This window comes from Phycicoccus sp. Root563 (assembly GCF_001427915.1).
In the GTDB taxonomy this organism is placed as follows: Bacteria; Actinomycetota; Actinomycetes; order Actinomycetales; family Dermatophilaceae; genus Pedococcus.
Window position 1 is genome coordinate 2,563,057 of the sequence record NZ_LMGM01000001.1, and the last position, 16,073, is coordinate 2,579,129.

Genomic DNA, 16,073 nt, shown 5'->3' on the forward strand with positions numbered 1-16,073 from the left:
CGGTCCGCTGGTGGCGTGGGTCGCGGGGGTGCGCGCGCCGGGATCAGCTGTTGCCGGCCGCCTCGAGCGCGGCGATGTCCAGCCGCTTCATCGTCATCATCGCGCCGAACACCTTGCCGGCGCGCTCGGGGTCACCGCTGGCGATCTCGTCCCAGTTCTCCGGGACCACCTGCCACGACAACCCGAACCTGTCCTTGAGCCAGCCGCACATGCTCTCCTCGCCACCGTCGGCGAGCAACGCCTCCCAGTAGCGGTCGAGCTCCTGCTGGTCCTTGACCTCGATGGTGATCGAGATGGCCTCGCTGAACGTGAACTCGGGGCCGCCGTTGAGGGCGAGGTAGGGGACGCCGTCGAGCTCGAAGGCGACGGTGAGCACCTGTCCCTCGCGCTCGCCGGAGCCGGCCGGGTAGCGGGCGATGGTGCCGACCCGCGAGTTCGGGAAGACCGAGGTGTAGAACTCGGCGGCGGCTTCGGCGTCGGTGTCGAACCACAGGCACGGGTACTGGCGAGGCATGGCTGGCTCCTGGTGTCCCGGCAGGCCCGGTGCCCGCCCTCGACCATTGGACCGGCGAGGGCGGCGGAAGTCATCGGTCCGCCGCGGGCGATCTGCCTCGACGTCGTGCCCGCCGGCGTCGTCGTGCCCGCCGGCGTCGTCGTGCCCGGCCGGCGTCCGGAGGTATGGCGTAGCGTCACCGTCGTGCCCGACTCGCACTCCTCCGACGACCTCACCGAGGACGCCTCCGCGCACCTCGCGGCGGCCTTGCGCTCGGTCTACGCCGCCAGCCCCACGGACTTCATGGCCGTCCGGAAAGAGCTCACCGCCGCGGCCAGGGCCGACGGGGACACCGTGGGGGCCAAGGCGATCGGCGCGCTGCGCAAGCCGAGCATGGCTGCGTGGGCGGTCAACCTGCTCGCCCGGGAGGACCCCGACCTCGTCGAGGAGCTCGTCGACCTCGGGGTCCGCATGAGGGGGGCGCAGGCCCGCCTCGACACCGCGACCCTGACCTCCCTGCGACCCGAGCGCGACCGTGTCGTCACCGGCTTCGTCGCGGCGGCGGCCGCCCTCGTGTCGGACGCCGGACGGACGTTGTCGGCAGCGGCCCAGGACGACGTCCGTGGCACGGTCATCGCCGCCCTCGCGGACGAGGAGGCCTCCGCTGCCGTGACGTCGGGGCAGCTCACGAGGGCGTTGTCCTACAGCGGGTTCGGCGAGGTCGACCTGTCCGAGGCGGTCGTGCGCACCTCCTCCGGATCGATCTTGTCGGTGGTGCGCAACGCCCCCGGCGCCGGTGCCACCGCCGGGCGTGGAACCGGCCCGGACGGCGAGGACACCACCGCCGCCGGGGACACCGATGCGAGCGGCGAGGCCGACGACGAGACCGAGGACGGTGCCGGCGCGGCCGAGTCGTTGGCGCGGGCCGAGGCAGAGCTGGAGGCGGCCGGTGCGGCCCACGCCGCGGCCGAGGACGCGGTGGCACGCGCCCGCGAGCACGCCGACGACACGAGGGACCGCATCGCCGTCGTCGAACGCCAGCTGGCCAAGGCGCGAGAGGCCGACGAGCGCGCGCTCGAGGCCGTGACCGACGCGGTGCGGGCCCGCAAGGCGGCCGAGGCGGCGCGCCATACGGCTCAGGAGGCGGTCGACCGGCTCCGGGCGAGGATCGACGGCTGAGGCAGCACCCGCGCTGGTCGCGTGGTCACCAGCCCCAGCTGCCCGGCCGTCCCTTGAACGGACCGACGACACGGTCGGTGATCCAACCGCCGTAGAAGCCCCCCTCCTGGGGGCGGACGACCTCGTCGTCGACGACGCAGCGGTCGACCGCCCCGGGCATCACGGCCACCGCCCCCGCGAGCACCTCGAACCCCCGGGTCGGGGTCGGGTAGAACCACCCCGCGCGGGGCGCGACCCGGCCACCGCCGAGGAGGTCCAGGTAGGACGCCATGCCCTTCCACTCGCAGTACGACGACCCCTCGGCCGGACGCAGGGCGCCGTCGACGAAGGCCTCGCGCGGCAGGTAGTACGTCGGTGGATGGCTCGTCTCCAGGACCCGCCACGACCGCGTCGCGAGCGCGATGCGCTCGCCACCGACCCACACCTCGACCGACTCGGAGGACGGCTCGACGCGCGGCGGACGGGGGTAGGCCCAGACGGACTCCTGGCCGGGGCCGACCGGATCGGGCTCGGGGTGGCCGCTGAACGGGGACATGCCCTCAACGGTAGGTCGTCGGCGACCCCACCACCCTGCCGAGTGCGGCGGGCCGCAGTAGCGTGACGGACGGGCCGTGACCGCGACCCACCCGGCCCGGCCAGGAGGTCTTCGATGGCACCCACCCCCGACGAGACGTCCCCCGACGGTTCCGCGCCCGACGGGATCGATCCCGCTGCCACCCCGAGCGGCACCGGCTGTGTCGAGTGCCTGGCCGCCGGCGGTTGGTGGGTGCACCTGCGTCGCTGTGCCGGGTGCGGCCACATCGGGTGCTGCGACAGCTCACCGAGCCAGCACGCCAGCCACCACTTCGCGGCCACCGGCCACCCGGTGATCCGGTCGTTCGAACCGGGCGAGGACTGGTTCTGGGACTTCCGCTCCGAGGCAGGGTTCACCGGCCCGCAGCTCGCGGACCCCCAGCACCACCCGCTCGAGCAGCCCGTGCCCGGACCGGCCGGCGCCGTCCCCCCCGACTGGATGGACCACGTGCACTAGCCCGACCGGGCCTGTCGTCGACTCGGGGTCGACCCTGAGTGGGCTGGTCACAGTGGGGGTCGATCTGGGTACGAGCCCCGATGCGGCGCCACCCCCCGGACCGCCAGAGTCCAGCCATGGCCCTCCACCTCGGACTGCTCCCGCCGCCGGCGACGACCGCCCCCGTGCGGCGTGCGACCCCGCGGGACCAGACCGCCCGCCGTGCGCCGGGGGGCGGTCGCGGCGGGGGGGNCGACCGGGATCCTCGCGCTGGCGCTCCCCAAGGTGGCCGGTGCCGAGTGGGCCGACATCGCCCACGCGCTCGCGTCGCTGTCCCTGGCCCACCTGCTGCTCCTCACCGTGGTCTGGCTGGTCGGCCTCTGGGTGCACACGCCCGCCCTCACGGCGGCCATGCCGGGCCTCTCGCACCGCCGGGCCCTGCTGCTCAACCTCACCGGCAGCTTCGTCTCCAACCTCCTGCCCCTGGGCGGGGCCGCCGGCACCGTCGCCAACTGGCGGATGGCCCGCTCGTGGGGGTTCGCCTCCCCGGTGTTCGCCCGCTGGGCCCTGGTCACCAATCTCTTCGACACGGCCCTCAAGCTCGCCCTCCCCGGCGTCGCCCTCCTCTGGCTCGCCGCCGCAGGCGTGGAGACCGGCGGGGCGGTGGGCACAGCGGCCTACGTGGGCCTCGGGCTGCTCACCGCCGTCGTCGTCGCCCTCTGGCTGCTGGCGCGGGACGACCGTGCCGTGACGTTCCTCGGGCGGCTGGCCGACCGGGTGAGCGCCCGGGTCCGGTTCCTCACCCCTCCGACCGAGGGGTATGCCGTCCGGGCCGCCGCCTTCCGCCGTGACAGTGCCGCACTCGTCGCCTCGGGATGGTGGCGGATGGCGCTGGGCAAGGTCGGTTATGCGGTGCTGCAGGCCGGGTTGCTGTGGCTGTCCCTGCGGGTGCTCGGCACGGCGGTGAGCCCGGCCGTGGTGCTGGCGGCGTTCGCGGTCGAGCGGATCCTGTCTATGGTCGTCATCACTCCCGGCGCCACCGGGGTGGTCGAGATCGGGATGACCGGGGTGCTCGTGACGCTCGGGGTCGACCCGACGATGTCCGCCGCGGGCGTGCTGCTCTACCGGGCGTTCACGTTCGGCATGGAGATCCCCGTGGGCGGGCTGTCGATGCTGGCCTGGTCGCTGCGTCGCCGGTCCGCCCTCGCCGCCTGACCGGCCGCCGCGCCCAGCCCACGAAGGTGCACCCTGCCCACGCCGTTCCACGGGCAGGGTGCACCGTCGTGGGCAGGGTTGTCGGACGGGGTTCCTAGGCTGGGGCGATGACCTCCGACGCTCGCGCCGCGACGACGCGCATGCTGCTCGCCGCCGACCGGGAGTCGACGCTCGCCCGGCTCGGCGACCTCGAGGCCGACGTCGCCCTCATCGTCGAGGCCTCGGAGGGGTCGAACGCCGACGACGAGCACGACCCCGAGGGGGCGACCATCGCGTTCGAACGGGCCCAGACCAGTGCCCTCGCCGCGTCCGCGGTGGCGCACCTGCGCGAGATCGCTGCAGCCGAGGCCCGCCTCGACGACGGGACGTACGGCATCTGCGAGCGGTGCGGCGACGCCATACCGCAGGCCCGGCTCGAGGCGCGCCCGACGGCCCGCACCTGCGTCGCCCACGCCACCACGCGGTGACCGGTCAGCGGAAGGTGCGCAGGCGCAGGCTGTTCGTGACGACGAAGACCGACGACAGCGCCATCGCCCCACCCGCGAACATCGGGCTGAGCAGTCCGGCAGCCGCCAACGGGATCGCGGCGACGTTGTAGGCGAACGCCCAGAAGAGGTTGCCGCGGATCGTCGACAACGTCCGCCGGGCCAGGCGGATCGCGTCGGCGGCGACCCGCAGGTCTCCCCGCACGAGGGTGAGGTCGCTCGCCTCGATCGCCACGTCGGTACCGGTACCCATCGCCAGCCCGAGGTCGGCCTGGGCCAGGGCAGCCGCGTCGTTGACGCCGTCGCCGACCATGGCCACGACGCGACCCTGGTCCTGCAACCCCCTGACGACCTCGACCTTGTCCTGGGGCAGGACCTCGGCGTGCACGTCGTCGATGCCGACCAGCTCGGCGACGTGCCTGGCCGCGCCCTCGTTGTCGCCGGTGAGCAGGACCGGGGTGAGCCCGAGCCGGCGCAGCTCGGCCACCGCTTCGACCGAACCCTCCTTGACGGTGTCGGCGACCGTGACCACTCCCCGGGCCCGGCCGTCCCAGGCGACGACGACCGCCGTCGCCCCCCGGGCGTGGGCCGCGGCCAGGGCGTCGGTGAGCTCGGTGGGCACCGCCACCGACCAGTCGGCCAGCAGCCGCGGACGGCCCACGAGGACCACCCGGCCCTCGACCTGGCCCCGGACCCCGAGCCCCTGCTCGTTGGCGAAGTCCTCGACGCCGGGCAACGCCCCGCCCGTCGCGTCGAGGACCTGCCGGGCCGCGGCGGCCACGGCTCGTGCCACCGGGTGCTCGGAGGCGTCCTCGAGCGCGCCGGCCAGGCGCAGCACCTCGGCTGCGTCCTCGCCGGTCGCGGGAACGACCTCGTCGAGCGTCATGCGCCCGGTGGTCACGGTGCCCGTCTTGTCGAGCACGACCGTGTCGACGCGACGGGTGGACTCCAGCACCTCGGGTCCCTTGATGAGGATGCCGAGCTGGGCGCCGCGGCCCGTGCCGACCATGAGGGCGGTCGGCGTCGCCAGCCCGAGGGCGCACGGGCAGGCGATGATGAGGACGGCGACCGCGGCCGTGAAGGCAGCGCTCCACCCCGCCCCGGTCCCCACCCAGAAACCCAGTGTCGCGACGGCCAGCACGATGACGACCGGGACGAACACCCCGGACACCCGGTCGGCGAGCCGCTGCACCTGGGCCTTGCCGTTCTGGGCGTCCTCGACGAGACGAGCCATCTGGGCCAGCTGGGTGTCGGCACCGACGCGGGTCGCCCGGACGACGAGCCGTCCGCCGGCGTTGACGGTGGCGCCGACCACGCGGCTGCCCGGCCCGACCTCCACGGGTACGGACTCGCCGGTGACCATCGACGCGTCGACGGCGGAGGTGCCCTCCTCGACCTCGCCGTCGGTGGCGACCTTCTCGCCGGGGCGCACGACGAACCGCGTCCCGACCACGAGCTCCGACACCGGGACCCGCACCTCGGTGGCCGCCTGGCCCTGACCGCGGAGCACCGAGACGTCCTTGGCGCCCATCTCCAGCAGCGCCCGCAGGGCAGCGCCGGAGCGACGCTTGGCGCGCGCCTCCGCATACCGTCCGGCGAGGAGGAACGCGGTCACACCCGCCGCCGCCTCGAGGTAGATGTTGCCCGCGCCGTCGGTGCGTTCGATGGCGAAGCTGAACGGGTGCGTCATGCCCGGCTCGCCCGCGGTCCCGAGGAACAACGCGTACAGCGACCACCCGAACGCGGCCATCGTCCCGACCGAGACGAGGGTGTCCATCGTGGTCGCGCCGTGACGCAGGTTGGTCCAGGCCGCGCGGTGGAAGGGGAGCCCGCCCCACACGACGACGGGGGCAGCGAGCACGAGGGAGGCCCACTGCCAGTAGCGGAACTGCCACGCCGGCACCATCGCCAGCGCGACGACCGGCACCGCCAGGAGCACCGACACGAGCAGGCGTTGCCTCAGCGCCGCGGTCTGATCGACGTCGGGGTGTGGCGGGTCGCCCGCCTCGGCCCCGACCGTCGGCTCCGGGGGGAGCTCGGCGGTGTAGCCGGTCTTCTCGACGGTGGCGACGAGGTCGGCCGCGGTGACGGTGTCGGGGAAGGTGACCCTGGCCTTCTCGGTGCTGTAGTTGACGGTGGCCGTGACGCCGTCGATCTTGTTGAGCTTCTTCTCGATCCGCGTCGCGCAGGAGGCGCACGTCATACCGCCGATGACGAGGTCGACGGCGCTCGTGGGGGCGTTGGTCGTGTCGGTCACGGTGTCGCTCCTGCGGCGTCGAGGGTGAAGGCGGCGGTGTGGACGGCGCCAGCGACCTTGAAGTCAAGGAACATCCGGTAGCGGCCCGGCCCGGGTGCCTCGACCTGGAAGCCGAGCGCGGCAGCGCCACCGGCCACCGGGGTGGGGTCGGTGGACGCGTGGGCGTGCGCGTAGGCGAGGTCGCCCTCGCGCAGCACCACGAGGTGCCCACCGGCACCCAGGTACGGCTCGAGCGCGAGCGGCCCACCGGCGGTCCGCGCGATCGTGAAGGCCACCGGCTGGCTCCTGCCCGGGGAGAGGTTGCCCACGGTCCGCAGCGTGAAGTCGCCCACCGAGGTCGTCGGGGCCGGCTCGGGGAGGGCCACCGGTGCGTAGCGGCCGGGGACGGCGAGGTCGGTGCCCAGCACGAGGCCGGGGGTGACGCCCGCGGGGTCGAAGTCGGCGAGCAGGCGCCACTGTCCCGGCCGGCTCAGGTCGACGGTGACCGACCAGGTGCCGTCGGCGGCCATCGTCGGGTGCACGTGCTGGAACCCGGACAGGTCGCGGCGCACGACGATGAGGTGGAGCTGCTTCTCGTGCGCGGTGGTGAAGTGGGTGACCGGCTGCCCGTCGGGGCCGAGGATCCGGAAGGTCACCCGGGCGTTCGTGGTGGGCGCGACGGTCGTGGCATCCGGGACGAGGCGGTACCCCCGGTCGGTGGCGCTCAACCCGACCGGCGTCACCGCGGTCGTCGACGAGCCGTGTTCGCTGCCATGGTCGTCGGTCCCGTGGTCGCCCGCCATGTCGGCGTGGGCCGCCGGCGCGGTGGCGGTGTCGAACGGGCCGACGAGGCGACCGGCGCCCAGTGCCGCCGCGAACACGATCGCGAGTCCCGCGCCGAACGCGCCGACCCGGGTCGCCGTGTTCACTGCGCCAGGCTGTAGTCGCCCGCCTCGTCGAGGGCGGACGTCACCTCAGCCGGGGTGAGCTCGCGGTCGGCCGCGACCGTCACTGCGGACGTCCCGCCGGCGACGAGGGCGACCTGCACGTCGTTGACCCCGTCGAGGGCCTTGAGCTCCTCGGTGACGGCGCTGGCGCAGTGGCCGCAGGTCATGCCGACGACGTCGAAGGTCTGGGTGCTCATGGGGTTCTCCTCGGGATCGGGATGGGGTGGGGATGGGCGGCGCGGGGCCGCGCTGGGGTCAGGAGCGGACGAGGCGGGCGATGGCGTCGGACGCCTCGCGCACCTTCTCCTGCGCCTCCGGCCCGCCCTTCCTGGCGGCGTCGACGACGCAGTGCGACAGGTGCTCCTCGAGCAGCTCGAGCGAGAACGACTGCAGCGCCTTCGTGGCCGCCGACACCTGGGTGAGGATGTCGATGCAGTACTGGTCCTCCTCGACCATGCGCTGGAGCCCTCGGACCTGTCCCTCGATGCGGCGCAACCGCTTGAGGTGGTTCGCCTTCTCGGAGTGGTAGCCCGGGTGACCGTCGCTCATGCTCATGCCCCACACCATACCCCCCTATGGTATTTCTGCAACGGGCCACATGCTCCCACGGGCTCGGCCCGACACGACGAAACGCCGGTTGCGGGGCAATCCGCGGGACGACAACCCGAGGTGTGCCGCGCAACCGGCGTTTCGCGGAAGCGTGGGTGGTGCGTGGCCGGGACTCAGCGCATGGGGTCGAACGGGCGGAGCTGGTCGACCTGCTTGCCGGTGACCATGGCCTGGGCGAGCAGGCGGCCGGTGACCGGGCCCAGGGTGATGCCCCACATGCCGTGGCCGCCGGCGGCGAAGACGCGCGGCGACTTGGTGGCGCCGATGAGCGGCAGGCCGTCGACGGTGCAGGGGCGCGAGCCGACCCACTCGTCCTGGCGGTCGTCGAGGTTGGCGCCGCGCAGCAGCGGGCGGGCAGCGTCGGCGATGGCCTGGATGCGGCGCTGGTCGAGGGCGGCCTCGGGCTTGCGGAACTCCATCATCCCCGCGACGCGCAGGCGGTCGCCGATGGGCGTGCAGGCGACGCGCTGGGCCGGGAAGTAGACCGGGCCGTTGGGAACGTGGTCGATCTCGACGGAGAAGGAGTACCCGCGGCCGGCCTGGACGACGTTCTTGACGCCGAACTTGCGGGCGAGCTTGCCGAGCCACGCGCCGGTCGCCAGGACCGCTGCGTCGAACTCCTCGACCGAGCCCTCGGCCGTCGTCACGACGACGCCGTTGCCCGTGTCGCGGATGTCGGCGACCGTGGCGGCGTCCATGATCTTGCCGCCGCGGGCCCGCACCGAGTCGGCGAGCGCGTGGACGTAGGAACCGGGGTCGACGAAGCGCTGGCCCTTGAGCAGGATGGCCGCGCCGATCTCGTCGGAGAGGCTTGGCTCGATGGCACGGGCCTGGTCGCCGGTGAGCGCCTCGAACTCGATGGCCTGACCCGCTGCGTGGATGTGCTCGATCTCCTCGAGCAGGGTCACCCGCTCGGCCTCGGTGCGGTACGACGCGAGGAAGGACTTCGCCTCGCGGGTGTCGGCCTGCACGCCGCCGGCCTTGAGCAGGTCGAAGCTCTCCAGCGACAGGTCGTTGACAGGCACGAGCGAGCCCATGGCCTTCTTCCAGGCCTTCATCGTCGAGTTCTTCGTGAAGCCGGTGACGAACTTGAGGAACTTGGGGTCGGCGCTCGGCGGCACGTAGACCGGCGAGGACGGCGACAGGACGGCGCGGATGCCGTACTTGAGGACCGCGGGCTCGGGCAGCGGCGTCGCGATGCCCGGCGTCAGCCAGCCGGCGTTGCCCCACGACGACCCGGCGGCAACACCCTCGCGGTCGAGGACGGTCACCTCCACGCCGTGCTCCTGGAGGAACCAGGCGGTGGACAGGCCGACCATGCCCGCGCCGACGACGGCGACGCGCTGGGGGACGGGGAGACCGGCTGCGGTGACGGGGCGAGAGGAGGCCATGCATCGATGCTCGTGCCGGCGGGGTGCCCTCGCACTGGGTGAGCGGCACAGATCCTTGGGCCGATCTTGTGCTGCGGGCACAACGGCATGGGACAGTGGAGGCGTGCTCAGCATCGCCGACCTCACCGCCACGCTGGCCGGTCTCCTCACCCTGGGGGTCGACCCCTCCCATGGCGAGGTGGACGACCTCACCATCGCCGAGCCCGGGCACGGGGTCGTCGGCCAGCCCGGCGACCTGGTGCTCGGCGTGGGGGTCGAGACGGTGGAGGCGGCGGTCGCGCTGGTCGACGCCGCGTCGGCGGCCGGGGCGGGCGGCCTCGTCCTGCGCCGCAACCTCGCCGCCCGCCGTCAGGTCCGTGACCGGGCGCGGCGTGCCGGCCTGGCGCTCGTGGGGCTGGCCGAGCAGGCGTCGTGGGCGCACGTCGTGTGGTTGCTCCGGGGCGTCATCGACCGGGCCTCGACCACTGCGGGCGACCGCCGCGGGGACGCGCCGGTGCAGGACGACCTCTTCGCACTCGCCGACGCCGCCGCGGCCCTGGTCGACGCCCCCGTGACCATCGAGGACGCCCAGTCCCGGGTCCTGGCCTACTCCTCGCGCCAGGACATGACCGACCCCGCCCGCGTCTCCACGATCGTCGGGCGCCGGGTGCCCGACGAGGTGCTGGCGAGCCTGCGGGCCCGCGGTGTCTTCCGCCGGCTCGCCCGCTCGGACGAGCCCGTCTTCGTGCCTGCCGACCCGAACGGACTGCTGCCCCGGCTCGTCGTGCCCGTCCGTGCCGGTGGTGAGTGGTTGGGGTCGATCTGGGCCGTGGTCGAGGAGCGCCCCCCGGCCGACCTCGTCGCCGAGCTGGTCCAGACGTCGTCGGTGGTCGCCCTCCACCTCCTGCGCCTGCGGGCGCAGGCGGACCTCTCCCGTCGGGTCGCGGCCGACCGCCTGCGCGGCGTCCTGTCCGGCAGCACCGTGGGCGCCGACTCGTGGCTGCCTCCGGGTCCGTGGCGGGTGGTCTGCCTCGGCGGTGAGGGCGGCGCTGCGCGCCTGCTCGACCTCTGGGAGTCGGTGTCCCGTCGGCACGCCTGGAACCAGCCGCTGCTCGCCGACCTCGACGGCCGGGCGTATGCCGTGGTGCGCGACAGCGACGACCCCCTGGTGCCGGGGACCTGGGGGTGGCTCACGGCCGTGGTCGACCGGGCCCGGGGGGAGTCCCTGGAGCTGACGGCCCGAGCGGGCCGGCCGGCGCACGCCGTCGCGGAGCTCGAGCGCTCCAAGGCCGAGGCCCTGGAGGTCGAGCGAGTCGTCGGTCCCTCGACCGACGCGGCCACGGCGTCGACGGTCCACGAGGACGTCTGGGCCCGGGTGACCGTGGCCCGGGCCTGCGCGTCGCTGAGGGACGGCGACGTCCTCGGGCCGCTCGCGGTGCTCGCGGACCATGACCGTGAGCACTCCAGCGACCACCTGCTGACGCTCGCCGCATGGCTGGACCACCCGGGGGCGCCGGGACGGGCCGCCCGGTCGATCCACGTGCACCCCAACACGCTGCGCTACCGGATGAACCGCATCGCCGACCTCGCCGGGCTCGACCTCGACGACCCGGTCGTGCGGCTGGCCCTGCGGCTGCAGCTGTCCGCCCTGCTCGAGGCGCCTTCGTCGGCCTGACCGGGTCGGTCAGTCCTCGACCCAGTGGTTGTCGTGGTGGCGCATGAACTCGTCCCGCTCGGCCTCGGTCATCGTCTCGCCGGCCGCGACCCGGGCCAGGCCCTCGAAGTAGGCCTCGCGCGGGGCTCCGGGCGCGAAGTGCAGCAGCATCGACGCCTCGGCGCCGGACTCGTTCCGGAAGCCGTGCAACCCACCCGCCGGGACGTGGAGGTAGTCGCCGGGGCGGGTGACCCGCCAGGCGGTCCCGTCGTAGATCGTCACCTCGCCGGAGAGGATGTAGAAGGACTCGGTCAGGGTGCGGTGGAAGTGGGCACCGGGTCCGCTGCCCCCGGGCGCGAACTCCCAGCGGTAGAGCCCGAAGAGCCCGCCGGTGGACGCCCCCGTCGAGAGGTAGTGCACGCGGTTGCCGTTGGGGTAGGTCAGCTCCGGCCCGGAGTCCGTCGCGCGCACGGTCGCACTGACCTCACCGGTCTCGCCGTCGTAGAGCGGGGGTGGGTAGCTCATGGCCGCCATCCTCACCGCGTGCCGCGCGACGCGGCAAGGGGTTTGGCTGCTCAGGCGCCGACGGTGCTGGGCAGGCGGTGGAGCGAGTCGACGAGCGGAGCGAGCTCGGGCACCTCGGCGGCCGACTCCAGGGCCTGCTCGAGCACCCGGTGGTGCGTCGGCCGGGCGTCGTCCAACAGGGCGGACCCGGCCGGGGTGAGCTCGGTGTAGATCCCCCGTCGGTCGTCGGCGCACAGGATGCGCGTGATCAGCCCGCGGTCCTCGAGGCGGTTGACGAGGCGGGTGGTGGCGCTGTTGGACAGTGCTGCGGCTCGGGCCAGCTGCGACATCCGCATGTGCCACCCGTCCTGGCGCGACAGCGCGTCGAGCACGGTGAACTCCACGACGGACAGCGCGTGCGTCGTGGTCAGCTCCCGCTCCAGGGCGCCCTCGATGTGGCCGTGCAGGGCGGCCAGCGTGCGCCAGCCCTGGGCGCGGACCTCGACGGCGTCGTCGGCGATTCCCATGCGTCCATCGTAACCCGCTTTTGCAATAACGCGCGTGTGCAACTAACTTGGTGCATGCGCTGGTAGTTGCACACGCGGCATACCAGTCCGCGATGTCAGCACCGCCATGGCACGCCCTCTCCCCGACCCAAAGGACCCGCACCCATGCCCATCGCCCTCCTGGCCCTCGCCCTCGGCGGCTTCGGCATCGGACTCACCGAGTTCGTCATCGCCGGGCTGCTCCCGGAGGTGGCAACCGACTTCGCCGTCGACGAGGCCACCGCCGGCTGGCTCATCTCCGGCTACGCCCTGTCCGTCGCGGTCGGCGCGATCGGCCTCACCGCCGCCGTCACCCGCTTCAACCGCAAGCACGTGCTCACCGCCCTGATGGTGCTGTTCATCGCCGGCAACCTCGTCTCCGCGCTCGCGGGAACCTACGAGGTGATGCTGCTCGGCCGCATCCTGGCCGCCCTGACCCACGGCGCCTTCTTCGGCATCGGTGCGGTCGTCGCCGCCGGTCTCGTCGCGCCGGAGAAGAAGGCCGGTGCGATCGCGATGATGTTCGCGGGCCTGACGACCGCCAACGTCCTGGGCGTCCCGCTCGGCACCCTGCTCGGACAGCAGCTGGGGTGGCGCTCGACGTTCTGGGCCATCACCGTGATCGGTGTCATCGCCCTGGTCGGCATGGCGACGCTCGTCCCCTCCCAGCCGGTCTCCGCCGACGAGCCCGGCCTGCGCCACGAGCTCGGGGCGTTCCGGTCCGGGCAGGTCTGGCTGTCGCTGCTGGTGACCGTCCTCGGGTTCGGTGGGATGTTCGGGGCGTTCACCTACATCGCCTACACGCTCACGCAGGTCAGCGGGTTCGCCTCGGCGACCGTGCCGTGGTTGCTGGTCCTGTTCGGGCTGGGGCTGTTCGCCGGCAACTGGGCCGGTGGCCGCGCGGCCGACAGGTCGGTCCCGGTCACCCTCACCGTGGTGCTCGGGGCGCTCGCCCTCGTCATGGGCGTGTTCGCCGCGACCGCGTCGTCCCCGGTCATGGCCGTGGTCAGCCTGGTGCTCATGGGCACGTTCGGGTTCGCCACCGTCCCGGGGCTGCAGATGCGGATCATGACGTATGCCGGCTCGGCACCGACCCTGGCCAGCGGGGCCAACATCGCGGCCTTCAACGTGGGGAACGCCGCCGGTGCCTGGCTGGGCGGCGTGACCATCACCGCAGGGCTGGGCTACACCTCCACCCTCTGGGACGGGGCGGCCCTGACCGTCGGAGCGCTCGTGGTGCTCGTCGCTGCCGAGCAGCTGGCGCGCAGGACCCGTGGCCGCGGTGCCGGCCTGCACCGCGGGACCGGCGAGCAGGGCGCGACGGCTCAGGCGCCGTGCACCGTCGCCAGCAGCGCGGCGTAGCGCTCCAGGACCGCGGCTCCTTCGTCACCGGCCGGCGGCTCGAGCGTCGTCTCGTACCGGACCTCCCAGGCGGGGGGACGCTCCCTACCCGCGAGCACCCACGCAGCCTGACGGGCGGCGCCGAGGCCGACGTACTCGCCCGGCTCGGGGATGGCCACCGGCACCCCGAACAGGCCGGGGGCCACCGCCCGGACGGCGCCGGAGGCCGAGGCGCCACCGATCAGCACGATGCGCTCGACCGGCAGGCCGAGCCTGCGCACGTCGGACACCCCGGCGACGAGGTTGGCGAGCATGCCCTCGACAGCGGCCCGGGCGAGGTTCTCGGGGGTGGCGTTCGAGCGGGTCAGACCGGCCAGGGTGCCGGTGGCGTCCGGGAGGCTCGGGCTGCGCTCGCCGTCGAGGTACGGCAGCAGGGTCAGGCCCCCCGCCCCCGGCTCGGCGGCGAGGGCAAGCCGATCCAGGCCCTGCAGGTCGGTGTCGAGCAGCTGGGCGGCGGCCGTGAGCACCCGGGCCGCGTTGAGCGTGGCCATCAGGGGCAGGTGGCCGCCCGAGGCGCTCGCGAAGGAGGCGATGAGCCCGTTGGGGTCGGCCACCGGCCGGTCGGCGTCCGCGAAGACCGCTCCGCTCGTGCCGAGCGACACCACGACGTCACCCGTGCGCAGGCCCAGGCCCAGGGCCGCGCCGGCGTTGTCGCCCGTGCCGGGACCGACCACCATCCCGCTGTCGGTGCGACCCGCGACCTCGTGCGGACCCAGCACCGCCGGGACACCGAAGACCCGTCCGAGGGCGAGCTCCTGCAGGTCGGACAGGTACGAGTCGGAGGTGCTGGAGAAGTAGCCGGTGCCGGACGCGTCCCCGCGGTCGGTGGTGTAGCGCTCGAAACCGTTGCCCTGCTTGAGGATCTGGGCGGTCAGCCAGTCGTGCGGGAGGACGACGTCGTGGACGCGTGCGGCGTTCTCCGGTTCGTTGTCGGCCAGCCAGCGGACCTTGGTCACGGTGAAGCTGGGCACCAGGGCCAAGCCGGTGCGTCGCACCCACTCCTGCGCCCCGCCCAGCTCGTCGGTGAGGTCTCGAGCAGCCTGGGCCGAGCGGGTGTCGTTCCACAGCAACGCATCTCGCACCACTGCCCCCGACTCGTCGAGTGCGCACATGCCGTGCTGCTGACCCCCGACGGCGATCGCCGCCACGTCGTCCAGCAGCCCGTCGGCCGTGGCGGCCGTGAAGGCCTCCCACCACCGGTCGGGGTGGATGGAGGTCCCGTCCGGGTGGGGTGCACGCCCGGAGCGGACGATTTCCCCGGTCGCGGCGTCGCAGACGACGACCTTGGTGGACTGCGTCGAGGAGTCGACCCCGGCGACGAGGGTGCGTCCGCCGTCAGCCACGCGGGCCACCTGCGGCCTCGGCGGGGTCGGCGGCGGACCGGGCCGTCGGCCGCGGGTCGATGACCGACTTGATGGCACCCGCGGTGTCGCGGGCGGCGGTCAGGGCGGCAGCGGTGTCCTCGAGCGCGAACCTGCCGGTGACGAGGCGTTCGAGGTCCACCTGCCCGGAGGCTGCCAAGGCGATGGCGGTCGGCCAGGTGCCGGCGTAGCGGAACGTCCCGGTCACGACGAGCTCGCGCTCCTGGATCGTCGACAGCGGCAGGGTGATCTCGTCGCCGCCCATGCCGACGAGGACCGCACGGCCCGCGGGGGCCAGGGCGCGGATGCCGTCCGCCGTGGCGCCGGGGTGCCCCGAGCACTCGAGCAGGACCTCGGGAGCCGGCCCCGCGGCATACCCGTCGGCGACGGACTCCGACCCCGAGCTGATGGTGCGGGTGGCACCCAGCTGCCTCGCGACCGCGAGGCGGTCCGGGTTGAGGTCGGCGACGACGATCTCGCTCGCGCCGGACGCCCTGGCCACCTGGACGCAGACCAGGCCGATCGGGCCGGCCCCGGTGACCAGGACGCGGGAACCCGGACCGACCCCGCCCTTGAGGCAGGCCCAGACGCCGACGGACAGCGGTTCGAGCAGGGCTGCGGCCTCGTCGCTCACGTGGTCCGGGACAGGGTGGGCGAAGGCGTGGTGGATCGCCACCAGCTCCGCCAGCGACCCGTCGACCGGGGGAGTGGCGTGGAAGACCATGTCGGGGCACAGGTTGTAGCGCCCGGCGAGGCACTGCTCGCACGCCCGGCACGGCACCCCGGGCTCGAGGGAGACCCGCTGGCCGACCCGTGAGGGGTCCACGTCGGCACCGACCGCCTCGACCACACCGGACGTCTCGTGGCCGAGGACGAGCGGTGACTCCACGACGAACCGCCCGATCCGGCCGTGGTCGAAGTAGTGGGTGTCGGACCCGCAGACGCCGACCGCGTGGACGCGCACCAGGACCTCGTCCGCCGCAGGGGTCGGGTCGGGTCGCTGCACCACCTCGACCACGCCGGGACGGTTGAGGACGGCAGCACGCATCAGGAGTTCTCCAACGT

At 73.8% G+C, this 16,073-nt stretch carries 17 protein-coding genes; 6 read left to right on the top strand and 11 right to left on the bottom strand.

From position 1 onward, the window contains the following. Positions 1 to 43 precede the first annotated feature (43 nt). Entirely contained in the window at positions 44 to 514 is a 471-nt protein-coding gene (locus ASD62_RS12150; protein WP_056916183.1) for a VOC family protein, read from the bottom strand. 183 nt (positions 515 to 697) lie between these two features. On the opposite strand from ASD62_RS12150, the gene ASD62_RS12155 reads away from it, so the two are divergent. After that, positions 698 to 1,672, top strand: coding sequence for a hypothetical protein (locus ASD62_RS12155; RefSeq protein WP_157581451.1), 975 nt, complete (start codon positions 698 to 700; stop codon positions 1,670 to 1,672). Positions 1,673 to 1,697: 25 nt separating this feature from the next. On the opposite strand, the gene ASD62_RS12160 is transcribed toward ASD62_RS12155, so the two are convergent. Then, positions 1,698 to 2,207: a DUF427 domain-containing protein gene (locus tag ASD62_RS12160; RefSeq protein WP_056916185.1), complete on the bottom strand. Its 510-nt coding sequence runs from the start codon at positions 2,205 to 2,207 to the stop codon at positions 1,698 to 1,700. Positions 2,208 to 2,321: 114 nt separating this feature from the next. On the opposite strand from ASD62_RS12160, the gene ASD62_RS12165 reads away from it, so the two are divergent. The 3 genes from ASD62_RS12165 to ASD62_RS12175 all read left to right on the top strand — a co-directional run bounded on the left by ASD62_RS12165 (position 2,322) and on the right by ASD62_RS12175 (position 4,363). Next, positions 2,322 to 2,702 carry a UBP-type zinc finger domain-containing protein gene (locus ASD62_RS12165; protein WP_056916186.1) on the top strand — a complete coding sequence of 127 codons (381 nt, stop codon included), beginning with the start codon at positions 2,322 to 2,324 and terminating at the stop codon, positions 2,700 to 2,702. A 240-nt stretch (positions 2,703 to 2,942) separates the two neighbouring features. Then, complete coding sequence (locus ASD62_RS21000) at positions 2,943 to 3,896, top strand: YbhN family protein (protein WP_369818817.1); 954 nt, start codon at positions 2,943 to 2,945, stop codon at positions 3,894 to 3,896. 107 nt (positions 3,897 to 4,003) lie between these two features. Then, positions 4,004 to 4,363: a TraR/DksA C4-type zinc finger protein gene (locus ASD62_RS12175; protein ID WP_056916188.1), complete on the top strand. Its 360-nt coding sequence runs from the start codon at positions 4,004 to 4,006 to the stop codon at positions 4,361 to 4,363. 4 nt (positions 4,364 to 4,367) lie between these two features. On the opposite strand, the gene ASD62_RS12180 is transcribed toward ASD62_RS12175, so the two are convergent. The 5 genes from ASD62_RS12180 to ASD62_RS12200 form a co-directional block, all read right to left on the bottom strand. Beyond that, positions 4,368 to 6,584: a cation-translocating P-type ATPase gene (locus ASD62_RS12180; protein WP_157581603.1), complete on the bottom strand. Its 2,217-nt coding sequence runs from the start codon at positions 6,582 to 6,584 to the stop codon at positions 4,368 to 4,370. A gap of 50 nt (positions 6,585 to 6,634) precedes the next feature. After that, a complete protein-coding gene (locus tag ASD62_RS12185; protein ID WP_056916190.1) occupies positions 6,635 to 7,546 on the bottom strand; it encodes a hypothetical protein in 912 nt (303 codons plus the stop codon). Continuing rightward, positions 7,543 to 7,761, bottom strand: a complete 219-nt coding sequence (locus ASD62_RS12190) for a heavy-metal-associated domain-containing protein (RefSeq protein ID WP_056916191.1) — start codon at positions 7,759 to 7,761, stop codon at positions 7,543 to 7,545. Before ASD62_RS12190 ends, ASD62_RS12185 begins: the two co-directional genes overlap by 4 nt. 58 nt (positions 7,762 to 7,819) lie before the next feature. Further along, on the bottom strand, positions 7,820 to 8,113 hold the full coding sequence (locus tag ASD62_RS12195; RefSeq protein WP_304438306.1) for a metal-sensitive transcriptional regulator: 294 nt from the start codon (positions 8,111 to 8,113) through the stop codon (positions 7,820 to 7,822). Positions 8,114 to 8,286: 173 nt separating this feature from the next. Next, positions 8,287 to 9,564 carry an FAD-binding oxidoreductase gene (locus ASD62_RS12200; RefSeq protein WP_056916193.1) on the bottom strand — a complete coding sequence of 426 codons (1,278 nt, stop codon included), beginning with the start codon at positions 9,562 to 9,564 and terminating at the stop codon, positions 8,287 to 8,289. Positions 9,565 to 9,667: 103 nt separating this feature from the next. Here ASD62_RS12200 and ASD62_RS12205 point away from each other — a divergent pair, with 103 nt between their 5' ends. After that, entirely contained in the window at positions 9,668 to 11,218 is a 1,551-nt protein-coding gene (locus ASD62_RS12205; RefSeq protein WP_056916194.1) for a CdaR family transcriptional regulator, read from the top strand. A 9-nt stretch (positions 11,219 to 11,227) separates the two neighbouring features. Here ASD62_RS12205 and ASD62_RS12210 read toward each other — a convergent pair whose 3' ends face one another. Further along, positions 11,228 to 11,722 carry a cupin domain-containing protein gene (locus ASD62_RS12210; protein WP_056916195.1) on the bottom strand — a complete coding sequence of 165 codons (495 nt, stop codon included), beginning with the start codon at positions 11,720 to 11,722 and terminating at the stop codon, positions 11,228 to 11,230. 50 nt (positions 11,723 to 11,772) lie between these two features. Further along, on the bottom strand, positions 11,773 to 12,228 hold the full coding sequence (locus ASD62_RS12215) for a MarR family winged helix-turn-helix transcriptional regulator (protein WP_056916196.1): 456 nt from the start codon (positions 12,226 to 12,228) through the stop codon (positions 11,773 to 11,775). Between the two features lie 144 nt (positions 12,229 to 12,372). Here ASD62_RS12215 and ASD62_RS12220 point away from each other — a divergent pair, with 144 nt between their 5' ends. Further along, a complete protein-coding gene (locus tag ASD62_RS12220) occupies positions 12,373 to 13,608 on the top strand; it encodes an MFS transporter (RefSeq protein WP_082580764.1) in 1,236 nt (411 codons plus the stop codon). On the opposite strand, the gene ASD62_RS12225 is transcribed toward ASD62_RS12220, so the two are convergent. Further along, positions 13,572 to 14,990 carry a xylulokinase gene (locus ASD62_RS12225; protein ID WP_056916197.1) on the bottom strand — a complete coding sequence of 473 codons (1,419 nt, stop codon included), beginning with the start codon at positions 14,988 to 14,990 and terminating at the stop codon, positions 13,572 to 13,574. The genes ASD62_RS12220 and ASD62_RS12225 overlap by 37 nt on opposite strands. Continuing rightward, entirely contained in the window at positions 14,983 to 16,056 is a 1,074-nt protein-coding gene (locus ASD62_RS12230; protein WP_056916198.1) for an NAD(P)-dependent alcohol dehydrogenase, read from the bottom strand. Before ASD62_RS12230 ends, ASD62_RS12225 begins: the two co-directional genes overlap by 8 nt. Between the last annotated feature and the right edge of the window lie 17 nt (positions 16,057 to 16,073).